Annotated in this window: 2 protein-coding genes (1 of these 2 cut by a window edge); both read right to left on the bottom strand. The window is 64.4% G+C overall.

From position 1 onward, the window contains the following. Positions 1-3,604 carry the start of a non-ribosomal peptide synthase/polyketide synthase gene (locus ABTV87_RS09690; RefSeq protein WP_433899349.1) on the bottom strand. Its footprint begins 9,944 nt before the window's first position, so the window shows 3,604 of its 13,548 coding nt (coding positions 1-3,604); its start codon is at positions 3,602-3,604; its stop codon lies beyond the left edge, outside the window. Beyond that, on the bottom strand, positions 3,604-16,014 hold the full coding sequence (locus ABTV87_RS09685) for a non-ribosomal peptide synthase/polyketide synthase (RefSeq protein WP_433899348.1): 12,411 nt from the start codon (positions 16,012-16,014) through the stop codon (positions 3,604-3,606). Before ABTV87_RS09685 ends, ABTV87_RS09690 begins: the two co-directional genes overlap by 1 nt.

The raw sequence follows: 16,014 nt of genomic DNA, 5'->3' as shown, positions 1-16,014 counted from the left end.
GCGCGGAATCGTCCAGCTCGCGGTCGATGCTTTCGACGGCGATGTCCAGCGCTGCGTGAGCCTGGATTACTTGCAGGGTCTGGCCCTGCTCCTCGACAAAGCAGGTGCGCAGGGATTCGTGGCGGGCGATCAGCGCATCGAAGCTGCGCTGCAACGCCGGCAGGTCCAGTTCACCGCGCAGGCGCAGTGCGGCCGGCACGTGGTAGGCGGTGCTGGTCGGCTCCAGTTGCCAGAGGAACCACTGACGCTCCTGAGCGTAGGACAGCGTCAGCGGTTGCAGGCGTGGCAACGCCACAATCGGCGGCTCCTGCTGCGCCTGCTCGACGCCGAGGGCGGCGACGAAATCCACCAGCGTGCTGTGTTCGAACAAGGTGCGCAGCGGCACCTGAACATTGAGCGCCTGACGCACTCGAGAAACGACCTGGGTCACCAGCAGCGAATGACCGCCGAGTTCGAAGAAGTTGTCGCCCAGCCCCACCTGCTCCAGTTTCAGCACCGCTTGCCAGATTTCGGCGACGGTGTGCTGGGTGGCGGTCTGCGGCGCGATGTAGGTCGACTGCAACTGGCTGGCGTCGGGCGCCGGCAAGGCCTTGCGGTCGACTTTGCCGTTGGGGGTCAGCGGCAGTTGCGCGAGGAACAGCAAATGCGCCGGCACCATGTACTCCGGCAGCTCAGCCTTGAGGCTGGTCTTGAGCGCAGCGCGCAACGTGGCTTCGCCATCGGCATCCAGCACCTCGCCGGACGCTGGCACCACGTAGCCCACCAGTTGCGGGCCGGTCGGGCCGTCCTGGGCGACGACCACGGTTTCGCGCACGCTGTCGAGCGCCAGCAGGCGCGCTTCGATTTCGCCCAGCTCGATGCGGAAACCACGGATTTTCACCTGATGGTCGATCCGCCCGATGTACTCGATCACGCCTTCGGCGCGGTAACGGGTCAGGTCACCGGTGCGATACAGACGCTCGCCGGTGGTCGAGAACGGATCCGGCACAAAGCGTTCGGCGGTCAGCGCAGGTCGCTGGAAGTAACCCCGCGCCAGACCATCGCCACCGATCAGCAGCTCGCCCGGCGCGCCGAGCGGATTGAGTTCCAGATCGCTGCCGAGGATGTACAGCGCGGTGTTGTCGATAGGTTTGCCGAGGAACGGACGGCTGCTGTCCACGCTCAGCGGATGCAGCGCCGACCAGATCGTGGTTTCGGTCGGGCCGTAAAGGTTCCAGACCTGCGGCGAGCGCGCCAGCATGCGTTGCGCCAGTTCCTGGGGCAGCGCTTCACCGCCACACAGGAACGTGCGGCCGTCGAGAATCGCAGCGTGTTCGTTGTCCAGCAGCATGCGCCAGCTCGAAGGCGTGGCTTGCAGCATGGTCACGCCGTGGCGGTCGATCAGTTCGAGCACCGCTTGCGGATCCTGATGCACGTCCTTGCCGGTCAGCACCACGGCGGCGCCGGCCAGCAGCGGGCCGTAGATTTCCAGGCCGAAAATATCGAACGAGAAGGTGGTCAGCGACAGCATGCGATCCGCCGCAGCGATGCCCGGTTGCTCGACCATGCTCGCGACGAAGTTGCTCAGGGCTGCGTGGCGGACCATCACGCCTTTAGGCTTGCCGGTCGAGCCGGAGGTGTAAATCGTGTAGGCCAGATGCTCGCCGTTCACGGCCACGTCAGGCGCGGTGGTCGGGTACGCCGCCAGCCAGTCCTGCGGTTGATCCAGCAACACCGTGGCAAGGCCGGCCGGAATCGGCAACAGCGTCTGCAAGTGCGCTTGGGTCAGCAGCAATTCGATACCGCTGTCCTCGATCATGTAGGCCAGACGATCTTCCGGATACGCCGGATCCAGCGGCACGTAGGCGCCGCCGGCCTTGAGGATCGCCAGCAGGCCGACGATCATTTCGACGCTGCGCTCGACCGCGATGCCGACCAGCCGATCCGGGCCGACGCCCAGCTCGATCAGCTTGTGCGCGAGCTGGTTGGCGCGGGCGTTCAACTCGCCGTAAGTCAACACGTCCTCGCTGATGATCAGCGCGGTGGCGTCAGGCGTTTTCTCGGCCTGCAAGGCGATGCGTTGCTGCACACATGGCGCTGGCGCTGCGTGATCGACCACGCGTTTCCAGTCCTGCAACAACACTTGATGTTCGGTGGTTTCCAGCAGCGGCAGTTCGCCGACACGCTGATTCGGCGCGGCGACGATGCCGTCCAGCAGGTTCAGCCAGTGGCGTGCCAGACGCTCGATGGTTTGCGGTTTGAACAGGTCGGTGGCGTAAGTCAGTTCCGCCGCCACGCCTTCGCTGGATTCGTAGGTGCCGAGGGTCAGGTCGAACTGCGCGGTGCGGCCCTCCCAGACGATGTCCTCGACGCTCAGTTGCGGCAGTTGCACCTGGCTCTGACGCTGGGTCTGGTCGTTGACCGCCTGGTGGTTGTACATCACCTGGAACACCGGGCTGTGGCTCAGGCTGCGTTCCGGTTGCAGGGCTTCGATCAGTTGCTCGAACGGCAGATCCTGATGGGCCTGGGCCGCCATCGCCGATTGCTTGACCTGGGCCAGCAATTGATTGAACGGCAGTTGCCCGTGGACGTCCGCGCTCAGCACCTGGGTGTTGACGAAGAAGCCGATCAGGCCTTCGGTTTCCACCCGGTTACGGTTGGCGGTCGGCACGCCGACGCGAATCTGCGACTGGCCGCTGTAGCGGTGCAGCAACGCCTGGAACGACGCCAGCAGCACCATGAACAGACTCGCGCCTTCACGCTGGGCCAGTTGCTTGAGGGCATCGCCCAGTGCCGCCGGCAGGTTCAGATCGAGGCGCGCACCACGGAAACTCTGCACCGCCGGGCGCGGATGATCGATCGGCAACTCCAGCACCGGTTGCTCGCCGCCGAGGGTGTCGATCCAGTATTTCAGCTGCCGTTCACGCTCGCCGGCCTCCAGCCAGTGGCGCTGCCAGATCGCGTAGTCGGCGTATTGCACTTCCAGCGGCGGCAGGCTGAGGGACTGGCCGCCGGTGTCGGCGGCGTAATGCTTGATCAGCTCGCCGACCAACACTTGCATCGACCAGCCATCGGAGATGATGTGGTGCTGGATCAGCGCCAGCACGTGATCGTCTTCACCGACCTTGAGCAACGACACCCGCAGCAACGGGCCCTGTTGCAGGTTGAACGGACGCGCGGTTTCCTGTTCGACGAAAGCCTTGATCGCAGCGTCGGCGTCCAGACCGGGCGCCAGCGTTTCGACCGTGATGCTCAACGGCATCTGCGCGTGAACCTTCTGGCAGAAGGTTTCACCCTGCTCGACGAACGTGGTGCGCAGGCTTTCGTGGCGGGCAACCACCGCGTTGAAACTGCGCTCCAGCGCCGCGATATCCAGCCGGCCCTTCAACCGCAGGGCGCTGGGAATGTGATACGCGGTGCTGTGCGGGTCCATCTGCCACAGGAACAACTGGCGTTCCTGGGCGTAGGACAGCGGGATCGCCTCGAAGCTTGAGCGAGTTTCCGGAATCGGCAGGTTGGCCGGCGAGACGCCCTCTTCGAGCATCTTTTCCAGGTAGAGCTTACGTTTGTCCAGCGGCAGAGTGATAAAGCGCTTGGCAATCCTCAAAGCAACACTCGTGTCCATCAGAACTCCTCCATATCGTCAAGCAGGGCTTCCAGCTTGTTCAGTTTCTGTTCGTTGATTGCCCCGCCTCCTGTATTGAGGTGAGCGACAAAGTCGCTCAGGACGGGGTGCTGGAATAACAGTTGCGGTGTCAGCGTCAGGCCCAGTTCCAGGGCGATGCGCGACACGACATTGACCGCCAGCAGCGAGTGCCCGCCGAGTTCGAAGAAGTGATCGTTCAGACCGATGCGTTCCACGGTGAGCACTTGCTGCCAGATTGCCGCGACCTGTTGCTCGAGCTCCGATTGCGGCGCGACATACGCGGCCTGCATCTGGCTGGCATCCACCGCCGGCAGCGCCTTGCGGTCGAGCTTGCCGTTGGGGGTCAGGGGCAACTGCTCAAGGAACAGCAGGTGCGCGGGAATCATGTAGTCAGGTAACGAAGACTTGAGGCCAGTCTTTAGTCCGTCGCGCAGTTGGCGCTGCGCTTCACCGTCGTACACGTCCAGTTGTGGAGCGACCACGTAGGCCACCAGTTGCGCGCCACCCTCGGCCTCTACGGCCAGCACGGCTGCCTCGCTGATGCCCGGTTGCGCCAGCAGCCGCGCTTCGATTTCACCGAGTTCGATACGGAAACCACGGATTTTCACCTGATGGTCGATCCGGCCCATGTACTCCAATTCGCCGTCCTCGCGCTGACGAATCAGGTCGCCGGTGCGGTAGAGACGCTCGCCGTTGCGGGCGAACGGGTTGGGCACGAACTTCTCGGCGGTCATCGCCGCTTTGCCCAAGTAACCGCGCGTGACACCGGCACCGGACAGGTACAACTCGGCCGACACGCCTTGCGGCACCGCTTGCAGATCGGCATCGAGCAAGTGACTGGCGGAGTTATCCAGCGCCCGACCGATGCGTGCCTGACCACCGGCGGTGCGGCGGGTCCAGGTCGAGTAAGTGGTGTCTTCCGACGGGCCGTACAGGTCGTAGACATGCTCGACCGTCGACTGCTGATAAAGCGCGTCCACCAGCCCTTGCTTGAGCGGTTCGCCCGCCAGGTTGATGATCCGCACACCCGGCGGAATCTGCCCGGCGCGCTGCAACGCGTTGATCGCCGACGGCACGGTGTTGATCAGGCGCACCTGATCGCGGGCCGGCAGTTGCGGCAGTTCCAGCGCGTTGCGGGCGATGATCAGCGAGCCGCCGTTGGCCAGGGTCACAAACAGCTCCCACACCGACAGGTCGAAGCACACCGAGGTCGAGGCCAGCACGCCTTGAATGTCTTCGCGGCGGTAGACCTTCGCCGACCAGTCGATCAACGCCATGACGTTGCGATGGGCAATCGCCACGCCTTTCGGCTTGCCGGTGGAACCGGAGGTGTAGATCACGTAGGCGAGGTTGTCCGGGGTCACGGCGGTTTGCGGTGTCTGAACCGGATAGCCATCCAGCGCGATCTGATCCAGCAACAACACTTGAGTCTCGGACGGCACGGTCAACGTGACAGCCAGTTCCTGCTCAGTCAGCAACACTCGCGCACGGCTGTCTTCGAGCATGTAGGCCACGCGATCGGCCGGGTAATCCGGGTCCAGCGGCACGTAGGCGCCACCGGCCTTGAGCACCGCCAGCAGTGCAATCAGCAACTGTTCGGAACGCGGCAACGCCACGCCCACCCGCACTTCCGGGCCGACGCCGAGTTCGATCAACTTGTGCGCCAGACGGTTGGTCCGGGCGTCCAGTTCGGCGTAGGTCAGCTTCGTATCGGCGAAGGTCACGGCCAGCGCATCCGGGTTCGCGGCGACCTGATAGGCGATGCTCTGGTGGATGCACAGTTCGGTGACGAAATCGGTGTGAACCGGCGCCGTCTCGATCAGGTGCAATTGGCTGAGCGAACGCTCGCCCGCCTCGGTCATCTGCTCAAGCAAACGCTGCAAATGCGCGCCCAGTTGCGCCACGCCGACGTCGGCAAAACGGTCGCGCTGGTAGCTGAAGTGCACAGACAGTTCGGCGCCCAGATGCACCAGCAGGGTCAACGGGTAGTTGGTCTGCTCGTGGTTCTCCACCGGACCGAATCGCAGGCCCTGCGGCGCGCCTTGCTCCAATGCCTCGGCAATCGGGTAGTTCTCGAACACCATCAGGCTGTCGAACAGCGCATCACCGCCCTGCCCGGCCCAGCGCTGGATCTGCGCCAGCGGCGTGTGCTCGAACTCGCGCAGCGCTAGGTTCTGCGCCTGAACGCCTTGCAGCCAGCTGGCCAGGCTCTGCTGCGCTTGTGGCGCGGCGATCACCGGCAAGGTGTTGATGAACAGACCGACCTGCTGCTCGGCCCCCGGCAGATCCGCCGGACGCCCGGCGACGGTGGCGCCGAACGCCACGCAATCCTTGCCGGTGTAGCGCTGCAACAGCAGCAGCCACGCGGCTTGCACCAGGGTGTTGACGGTGACTTTCGAGGCCCGGGCAAACTCGCCAAGACGCTGGGTCAGACCGGCATCGAGCACCTGGAAATGATCGCCATAACCAACGCTCGGCAGACCGGCACTCGGTCGCGCGATGGCATCGGCCAGACGCGTCGGCTCTTGCAGATTACCCAGCGCCGCCAGCCAGTAGGCTTCGGCGGTTGCAGCGTCCTGACGCTGCAGCCAGGCGATGTAATCGCGGTAACGCCCGGTCGGACGCGGCACCGCTTCGCCGCTGTAATGCTGCAACACTTCGCCGAGCAACTGCGCGCTGCTCCAGCCATCCATCAGGATGTGATGGTTGGTGTAGATCAGGTGATGACGATCCGCAGCCGTGCGCACCAGCACCAGACGCAGCAACGGTGCGCGGGTCAGATCCAGGCCTTGGGCACGTTCTTCATCGGCAAGTTTTTTCAGCGCGGCATCCAGGTCGGTCTGGCCATTCCAGTCGAGTACGCGGAACGGCACGTCGAGCTGACGCTGCACCACTTGCACCGGCTGCTCCAGATCGCCCTGCCAGACGAAACCGGTGCGCAGAATGTCATGGGCATCCACCACCGCTTGCCACGCGGCGCGGAAACGCTGCGGGTCGACGCCATCAACATCCAGACGCATCTGGTTGATGTAGTCGCCGTTGCCGTGTTCGAGCAAGGTGTGAAACAGCATGCCCTGCTGCATCGGCGACAGCGGGTAGATGTCGTCGATGGTCTGCGGCTGCGGCGCCAGCACGTCGAGCTGGGCCTGGGTCAGGGTCGCCAGCGGGAAGTCCGACGGGGTCACGCCACGGTTGGCGCTGTCGCAGCAATGGGCGATCAGCGCGGTCAGTTCTTGCAGGTAGTCGTCGGCCAGACGCTGGATGGTCGCCGGTTCGAACATCTCGCGGCTGAAGGTCCAGCTCAAGTCCAGCTCGCCGTTGAACACCTTGCCGTCGAGGGCCAGCGGGCTGCCCAGCGGGCCTTGCAGGTTGACCTCTTCGCCACCGGATTCGCTGGTCGGCACGAACAGCGCTTCATCGCCGGCGTCGAAACTGCCGTCGAACTGGCCCAGATAGTTGAAGGTCAGGCGCGGCGTCGGCAGCGCTTGCAGGGTGGCCCGGGCGTGGTCGTCGCCCAGGTGCGCCAGCGCACCAAAACCGATGCCTTTGTTCGGGATCGCCCGCAGCTGTTCCTTGATCTGTTTCAGCGAGGCGCCGAGGTCGGCGGTCGGGGTCAGTTTTGCCGGGAACAGGCTGGTGAACCAGCCCACGGTGCGGGTCAGGTCGACGTGATCGAACAGGTCTTCACGACCGTGCCCTTCCAGTTGCACCAGCACATTGTCGTCACCGGTCCAGCGCACCATCACCCGCGCCAGGGCGGTCAGCAGCAGATCGTTGACCTGGGTGCGGTAGGCCGCCGGGGCCTCTTGCAGCAGTTGGCGGGTCAGGGTCTTGTCCAGCGGCGTGCGGATCGCCAGTGCCTGGCAATGTTGCTGGCCACCCTGAGGGTTGTCGCACGGCAATGCGTTCGACGCACCTTGCAGTTGTTGCTGCCAGAAGTCCAGTTCGGCTTGCAATGGGGCGCTGCCGGCGTAGTCCTGCAACGCTTCGGTCCAGGCTTTCACGGCGCTGGTCTTGGCTGGCAGTTGCACCGCCGCCCCCGACTGGATCTGCCGATAAGCGCTTTGCAGGTCTTCGAACAGAATCCGCCACGACACGCCGTCCACCACCAGGTGATGGACCACCAGCAGCAGGCGCTGGCTGCCATCGGCCAGATTCGCCAGCACTGCACGGATCAGCGAACCGCCGCTCAGTTGCAGGCTGCGCTGGGCCTGATTGCCGAGCGCTTCGAGTGCCGCCAGATCAGCGACCTCGACTTGCCACAGCACGGTTTCGCCGGCCTGGGCTTCGACGTCGCGGTACTGCGCCGTCCAGTCTTGCGTTTGCTCGGCAAAGTCCAAGCGCAGGCTGTCGTGATGCACGACCAGCGCGTCCAGTGCCTGCTCCAGAACAGAAGCATCCAGCGGCTGAGCGGTCTTGAGCATCACCGACTGGTTCCAGTGATGACGGTCGGGAATCGGCTGGGCGAAGAACCACTGATGAATCGGCAGCAACGCGGTTTCACCGGTCACCGGGCGCTGATCGATCTGCTGCACCGGCTCGCCGGTCTGCACCACATTCGCCAACGCCTGAATGGTCTGGTGCTGGAACAGGTCTTTCGGCGTGAAGCGCAACCCGGCCTGACGGGCACGGCTGACCACCTGAATCGAGATGATTGAATCGCCGCCCAGCTCGAAGAAGTTGTCGGTCAGACCCACGCGTTCCAGCTTTAGCACGTCCTGCCAGATCGTCGCCAGTTGCTGCTCCAGCGCGCTTTGGGGCGCCACGTAGGTTTGCTGCAATTGGCTGACGTCAGGCTTCGGCAGGTTCTTGCGATCGAGTTTACCGTTCGGCGTCAGCGGCATCCGCTCAAGGGTCAGCACGTAAGCCGGGACCATGTGCGCCGGCAAGCTAGCCTTGAGTTGCGCCCGCAGTTGCTCGGCGAAATCGGCCTGTTGCGAATCGCCGACCACGTACGCCACCAGCCGTTTGCTGCCGGCGCTTTCCTGGGCCACGACCACCGCTTCGCGCACGCCGTCGAGGGCTTGCAGGCTGGCTTCGATCTCGCCCAGTTCGATGCGGAAACCACGGATCTTCACCTGGTTGTCGATGCGCTCCAGGTAGTCGTAAGTGCCGTCGGCGCGCTGACGCACCAGGTCGCCGGTGCGGTACAGCACGCCACCGGTTGCGCTGAACGGGTCCGCGACAAAGCGCTCGGCGGTCATCGCCGGACGATTCAGGTAACCACGGGCCACGCCGCTGCCTCCGAGGTACAGCTCGCCGGCCATGCCTTGCGGCAACAGGTTCAGGTCGGCGTCGAGCACGTAGGCGCTGCGGTCGCCGATGCGGCTGCCGATCGGCGCATACGCGGCGCCGCACGGCACATCGCGACCGGCCTTCCAGATCAGCGGCGTGACCACAGTTTCGGTCGGGCCGTAGCCGTTGATGATGTACTCCGGACTCAGCGCGCGTTTGACTCGCTCGAAACTCGCGTTCGGCACCGCATCGCCGCCGAAGCAGTAGATGCGCACCTTCGGCGGATTGCCCACGCGTTCGGCGTGCTCGGCCAGTTGTTGCAGGTACACCGGCGGGAACGCGACCACGGTCACGCCATGCTCGATCATCGCGTTGTAGGTCTGCTCCGGCGTCCACAGGCTGTCGTCGCGGATCAGCAGCGAGCCACCGTGGGTCAGGCTGGTCAGCCAACGCTCATGGGCGCCGTCGAAGGCGAATGACATGAAGTGGAATTCGCAATCGCTGTCGCGCATTTCATAGCGCTCACCGATGGCCAGGCAGTGCATTGCCAGCGGCCCGTGGGTGACGCTGACGCCTTTCGGATTGCCGGTGGAACCGGAGGTGTAGATCACGTAGGCCAGATTGTCCGGATCGATCGTCACCACCGGCGCCTGCGCCGAATGGCGGCTGAGGTCGAGGCGATCCAGTTCCAGCACGCTCATGGCGTCGTCGATCGGCAGTTGTGCCGACACACGGGAATCGGTCAGCAATAACGCCAGACCGGAATCCTGCATCAGGTACGCCAGACGCTCGCGCGGGTAGCTGGTGTCCAGCGGCACATAGGCGCCGCCGGCCTTGAGCACCGCCAGCAAGGCAACGATCAGGCCTTCGCCGCGCGGCATCGCCACGCCGACCCGCACTTCAGCACGCACGCCACGGGCCACCAGTTCATGGGCCAGACGGTTGGCCCGGGCATCCAGTTCGCCGTAGCTGTAATGCTTGCCATCGAAGATGACCGCCGTGCGATTAGGCTGCTGCGCCGCCAAGCGGGCATAGCGCTGGTGCACGGCAATATCGGTCGGATACGCCTGCGGATGGTTCTGCGCCTGTTGCCGCGCGTGTTCGTCAGCCGTGGCCAAAGCGATTTCACCGAGACGACGCTCGGCGGATTCGGCGAACTGTTCCAGCAGATGCAGCAACTGCGCGCTCAGGCGTTCGACGGTGGCGACGCTGAAATGCGCCTGGTCGAAGCTCATGTGCAGCGCCAGGGTTTCGCCCAGCGTCACGCCGAGGGTCAGCGGATAGTGGGTCTGATCCTGGTTGGCGACTTCGCCGAACACCACCCCTTGGGCGGTGCCGTGTTGCAGCGCTTCGGAAATCGGGAAGTTCTCGAACACCAGCAGCGTGTCGAACAGCGACTCGCCGCCCTGCCCGGCCCAGCGCTGAATGCTCGCCAGCGGCGTGTGTTCGAACTCGCGCAGCGACAGGTTCTGCGCCTGCACCGCCGCCAGCCACGCGGCCACGCTCTGGTCTGGACGACTGCCGGCAATCACCGGCAAGGTGTTGATGAACAGACCGACCTGCTGCTCGATCCCCACCAGTTCCGCCGGACGCCCGGCCACCGTGGTGCCGAACGCCACGCAGGCGCTGCCGGTGTAGCGCTGCAACAGCAACAGCCACGCGGCTTGCACCAAGGTGTTGACGGTGACTTTCTGCTCACGGGCAAACGCGTTCAAGCGACGGGTGCGCGACGCATCGAGGTCGTAATGTTTGAGCAGATGACCGACTTCACTGCGCACCTCGCCACCGCCGGCAGCGGCTTGCGCCAGCACCGTCGGTTCGTGGAAATCCGCCAGTTGTTGCAGCCAGAACGCTTCGCTGACCGCCGCGTCCTGACGTTGCAGCCACTGGATGTAATCCGAGTAACGGTTGACCGGACGCGGTGGTTGCTGGCCGGCATAACGTTGCAGGACTTCGCCGAGCATCTGCGCGCTGCTCCAGCCGTCCATCAGGATGTGATGGTTGGTGAAGATCAGGTGATGACGCTGGTCGCTGATGCGAATCAGGGTCACGCGCAGCAGTCCGGCCCGGGTCAGGTCGAACCCTTCGGCCAGATCGGCAGCGGTGAAATCCTTGAGCGCCTGGGCGATGTCGCCGCGCTCGCGCCAGTCGAGCAGCGTGTACGGCAGCGTCAGTTGGCGATGGATGATTTGCAGTTGTTCCTGCAATTCGCCCTGCCAGATGAAGCCGCTGCGCAGGATGTCGTGGGCGTCCATGGTTGCTTGCCACGCCGCGCGGAAACGCTCGGGATCGAGGCCCTCGACATCGACGCACAACTGGTTGATGTAAGTGCCGGTGCCCTGTTCGTACAAGGTGTGGAACAGCATGCCCTGCTGCATCGGCGACAGCGGATAGATGTCTTCGATGCCGGCGGCCGGCACCGGGATCGCGTCCAGTTGCGCCTGATCGATATGCGCCAGCGGGAAGTCCGACGGCGTCACGCCCATCGAATCCGCGTCGCAGCAATGGCTGATCAACGCTTGCAGTTCACGCTCGTAGTCTTCTGCCAGACGGGCGATGGTCGCCTCGTTGAATTGCTCGCGGCTGAAGGTCCAGCGCAGGTCGAGTTCGCCGTCGTAGACCTGGCCTTCGACGCCCAGCCAGTTGTCCAGCGGCGCGTCGAGGCTTTGCTCGAGCCCGGCGCTTTCACCGGCCGGGCTGAACAGTGCACCGTCCTCGGCATCGAAGCTGCCGTCGAACTGGCCGAGGTAGTTGAAGGTGATACGCGGCATCGCCAGCGCCTTGAGGCTGGCCTGGGTGGACGCGTCGCCGAGATGGCGCAGCACACCGAAACCGATGCCTTTGTTCGGAATGGCGCGCAGTTGTTCCTTGATCTGCTTGATCGCTGCCGCGACGGAATCCGCCGGGGTCAGGCGCACCGGGAACAGGCTGGTGAACCAGCCGACGGTGCGGGTCAGGTCGACGTCGTCGAACAGGTCTTCGCGGCCGTGGCCTTCCAGCTGAATCAGGGTGTCGGCGTGGCCGGTCCAGCGGCTGATGACTCGCGCCAGCGCGGTCAGCAACAGATCGTTGACCTGCGTGCGGTAAGCCGCCGGGGCCTGTTGCAGCAATTGCTGGGTGAAAGTCTTGTCGAGGCGGCTGTGCAGCACCAGGGCGTGACGACTTTGCAGACTGCCTTGCGGGTTGTCGCAGGGCAGATCCAGTGCCGCGCCATCGAGTTGTTGCTTCCAGAATCCGAGTTCGGCCTGCAGCGCTTCGGTCGCGGCATAGGCTTGCAGATGCTCGCCCCAGGCCTTGTAGGCGCTGGTTTTCGCCGGCAGCTTGATGGCGGTTTTTTGCGCAGCCTGTTGATAAGCCAGTTGCAGGTCTTCCAGCAGAATCCGCCACGAAACACCGTCCACCACCAGGTGATGCACCGCCAGCAGCAGACGCTGACTGCCATCGGCGACGGTCGCCAGCACCGCGCGCAGCAGCGGGCCGTTTTGCAGGTTCAGGCTTTGCTGGGCCTTGGCGTACAGCGCTTGCAGTTCGCTGTCGGCCAGCTTGTCGGCGGTCCACAACAGTTCCGGATCGTGCGCAATTGGCGCGACTTCGCCACGCCAGCCTTCGGCGCTTTCGACGAAGCGCGAACGCAGGCCGTCGTGATGCGCGATCAACGCGTTCAGCGCTTGCAACAGTGCCTCGGCGTTCAGGGTTTGATGGCTGCGCAGCAGCACCGCCTGGTTCCAGTGGTGGCGCTGGGGAATCGGGTCTTCGAAGAACACTTGCTGGATCGGCAGCAACGGCAGCTCGCCGGTGACCGGGCCCTGATCGATGCTCACGCCACCGCTGCCCTGCTGCGCCACGCTGGCCAGACCTTGCACGGTCTGGTGCTGGAACAGGTCGCGGGGGCTGAAATGAATCCCGGCCTGACGCGAGCGGCTGACCACCTGAATCGAGATGATCGAGTCGCCGCCCAGCTCGAAGAAGTTATCGGTGAGGCCGACCTGTTCGAGCTTGAGCACGTCCTGCCAGATGCCGGCGATTTTCTGTTCCAGCTCGCTGCGCGGCGCGACGAACGCCTGCTGCATCTGGCTGGCGTCCGGCGCTGGCAGGGCCTTGCGGTCCAGTTTGCCGTTCGGGCTCAGGGGCAGTTCGGCGAGGAACAACAGCTGCGTCGGCACCATGTAGTCCGGCAGGCTGTCCTTGAGCTGCGCCTTGATCGCTTCCCGCGCCGCGCCTTGTTCGTCGGCGGACGCCGCGACCACGGACGCATCCTTCGGCACCACATAAGCCACCAGTTGCAGGCTACTGCCGCCCTGCACCGCCAGCACCACGGCTTCGCTGACGTCGTTCAGTTCCAGCAGGCGCGCTTCGACTTCGCCCAGCTCGATACGGAAACCACGGATCTTCACTTGATGGTCAACGCGGCCGACGTATTCGATCTGGCCGAGGGCGTTGTAACGCGCCAGGTCGCCGGTGCGGTACAGGCGCGCGCCGCTGGTGGAAAACGGATCGGGAATGAAGCGTTCGGCAGTCAGATCGGCGCGCTGGAAGTAACCGCGTGCGAGCAATTCACCACCGATCAACAGTTCACCGACCACACCGACCGGGGTCGGTTGGCCGTCAGCATCCAGCAGATAAGTGTGACGGCCCGGCAGCGGCTGGCCGATCGGCAGGGTCAGCGGCAACGGCTGACGACCGAACACGTAGTCGCTGCAATCGAGGGTGGTCGCTGTGACGGTGGCTTCGGTCGGGCCGTAGGTGTTGAGCAATTTGACGTGTTCCAGCCCGGCCTGACGCCAGGCCTGCACGCCTTCCGGCGGCATCGCTTCACCGCCGCTGTGCACCTGACGCAGCGCCGCGTAATCACGCGGGCCGGCGGCGGCGAATTCCTTGGCGATCATGTTCCAGTAAGCGGTGGTCAGGTCCATGACCGTGATGCCGTGTTCAACAATGTTCCGGTACAGGGTTTCGCTGTCCCACACTTCGTTACCGCGCAGCACCACCGAGGCGCCACAGGTCAGCGGGCCGAACAGCTGCTCGCCGAAGGCATCGAAGTTGAAGGTCGCGAATTGCAGCGCGCAATCGGCGGCGCTCAGGTCGTAGTAATGCTGCGAGGCGAACGCGTGTTTGCTCAGGGCACCGTGGCTGATGCCGACGCCTTTCGGGCGACCGGTGGATCCGGAGGTGAACATCACGTAGGCCAGGTTGTCGGCCCACACGGTGCGTTGCGGGTTGCTTTCGTCGGTGTGGGCCCTGACTTCGGCCTGATCCAGGCACAGACTCTGGACGTTCTGCGGCACCGGCAAACGGTCGAGCAAATGGCTTTGGGTCAGCAGCAAACGGCTGCCGCTGTCTTCGATCATGCACAACAGGCGATCACGCGGGTATTGCGGATCCAGCGGCACATACGCGCCACCGGCCTTGAGCACGGCGAGAATCGCGACGATCAGCTCCAGTCCGCGATCCACCGCCACGCCCACCAGCACGTCCGGGCCTACACCTTGCGCCAGCAGCGTGCGCGCCAGGCGATTGGCCCGGGCGTTGAGCTGGGCGTAGGTCAGGCGCTGGCCGTCGAAAATCAGCGCGACGGCATCCGGCGTCAGCTCGGCCTGGGCTTCGAACAGTTGATGCACCGGGCGTTCGCTCGGCCACTGGGTGTCGTGGCGACCCCACTTCTGAGTCAGTTGTTCCAGCTCGATCGTTTCCAGCAGCGCGATGTCACCGACGCGCTGCTGCGGATCGCTGACGATGCTGCGCAGCAAGTTCGTCCAGTGGCGCGCCATGCGTTCGATGGTTTCAGGCTCGAACAGATCCGTGGCGTAGGTGAACGCCGCGTGCAGTTGCCCGCCTTTTTCGTAGGTGTCCAGGCTCAGGTCGAACTGGGTGCTGCGGCTTTCCCATTCGATGACGCCCAGTTCCAGACCGCTGCCGACCTTGAGCGTGGTGACGTCGGCGACTTCCGGCTGGTGGTTGTACATCACTTGGAACAGCGGGTTGTAGCTGAGGCTGCGCTCCAGTTTCAGCGCCTCGACCAGACGCTCGAACGGCAAGTCCTGATGGGCTTGGGCGCCAAGGGCGGTTTCCTTGAGGTCACGCAGCAGATCGGCGATCAAGGTCTGGCCGTCCAGCTCGACGCGCAGCACCTGGGTGTTGACGAAGAAGCCGATCAGCCCTTCGATTTCCCGGCGGTTGCGGTTGGCGATCGGCACGCCGACGCGCAGGTCGGTCTGGCCGGTGTAACGGTGCAGCAGAATATTGAAGGTGCCGAGCAACAGCATGAACAGCGTCACCCCGTGCTGACGGGCGATGCCGCGCAATTGCTCGACCAGTGCAGCGTCCACCACGCTTTCCAGACGCTGACCCTGATTGCTCGGCAGCACCGGACGCGGGTGATCCACCGGCAATTCCAGCACCGGGTGTTCGTCGCCCATCTGCGCCAGCCAGTAGTCGAGTTGACGCTGCTGTTCGCCGGCCTCCAGCCAGCGGCGCTGCCACAGGGCGTAGTCGCTGTATTGCACCGCCAGCGGCGGCAGTTCGGCGGTGCGGCCCTGATCGTGGGCGTCATAGAAGCGGCAGAACTCGTCGATCAACACATTCATCGACCAGCCGTCGGAGACGATGTGGTGCAGGGTCAGCAACAGCACGTGTTCCTGCTCGGTCAGTTGCAACAGGCGCACCCGCAGCAGCGGGCCGTTGGCCAGGTCGAACGGCAGCAGCGATTGCTCCTGCGCGGCGGCGGCCACACGGGTTTCACGTTCGGCGGCGGGCAAATCGCTGAGGTCGATGCGCTGGATGTCCAGCGGTTGTTGCAGCGGCACTTGCAGCAGGCTGTCGTCAGGCTGCTGCTGGAACACCGTGCGCAGGGTTTCGTGACGCTCGATCAGGCTGGCGAAGGCTTGCTCCAGCGCTCCCTGGTTCAGGCGACCGGTCAGGCGAACCGCCGCCGGCAGGTTGTAGGCGCCGCTTTGCGGGTCCAGATGCCAGAGGAACCACATGCGTTGCTGGGCATAAGACAGCGCCTGCCGGTCCTCGGCCTCGACGCCTGCGGGAATCGGGAACCGGGAAAAATCCACCCCTTCTTTCGCCAGGGCAGCCAGGAACATCTGGCGCTTTTCCAGGGGCAACCCGATAAACCGGCGAGCGAGTTTCAAGGAGTCTTCTGCATTCAT

This window comes from Pseudomonas sp. PSE1(2024) (assembly GCF_050990555.1).
GTDB lineage: Bacteria > Pseudomonadota > Gammaproteobacteria > Pseudomonadales > Pseudomonadaceae > Aquipseudomonas > Aquipseudomonas aphyarum.
The sequence above is the reverse complement of the archived record's forward strand: the minus strand, read 5'-3'. Positions and strand labels throughout refer to the sequence as shown.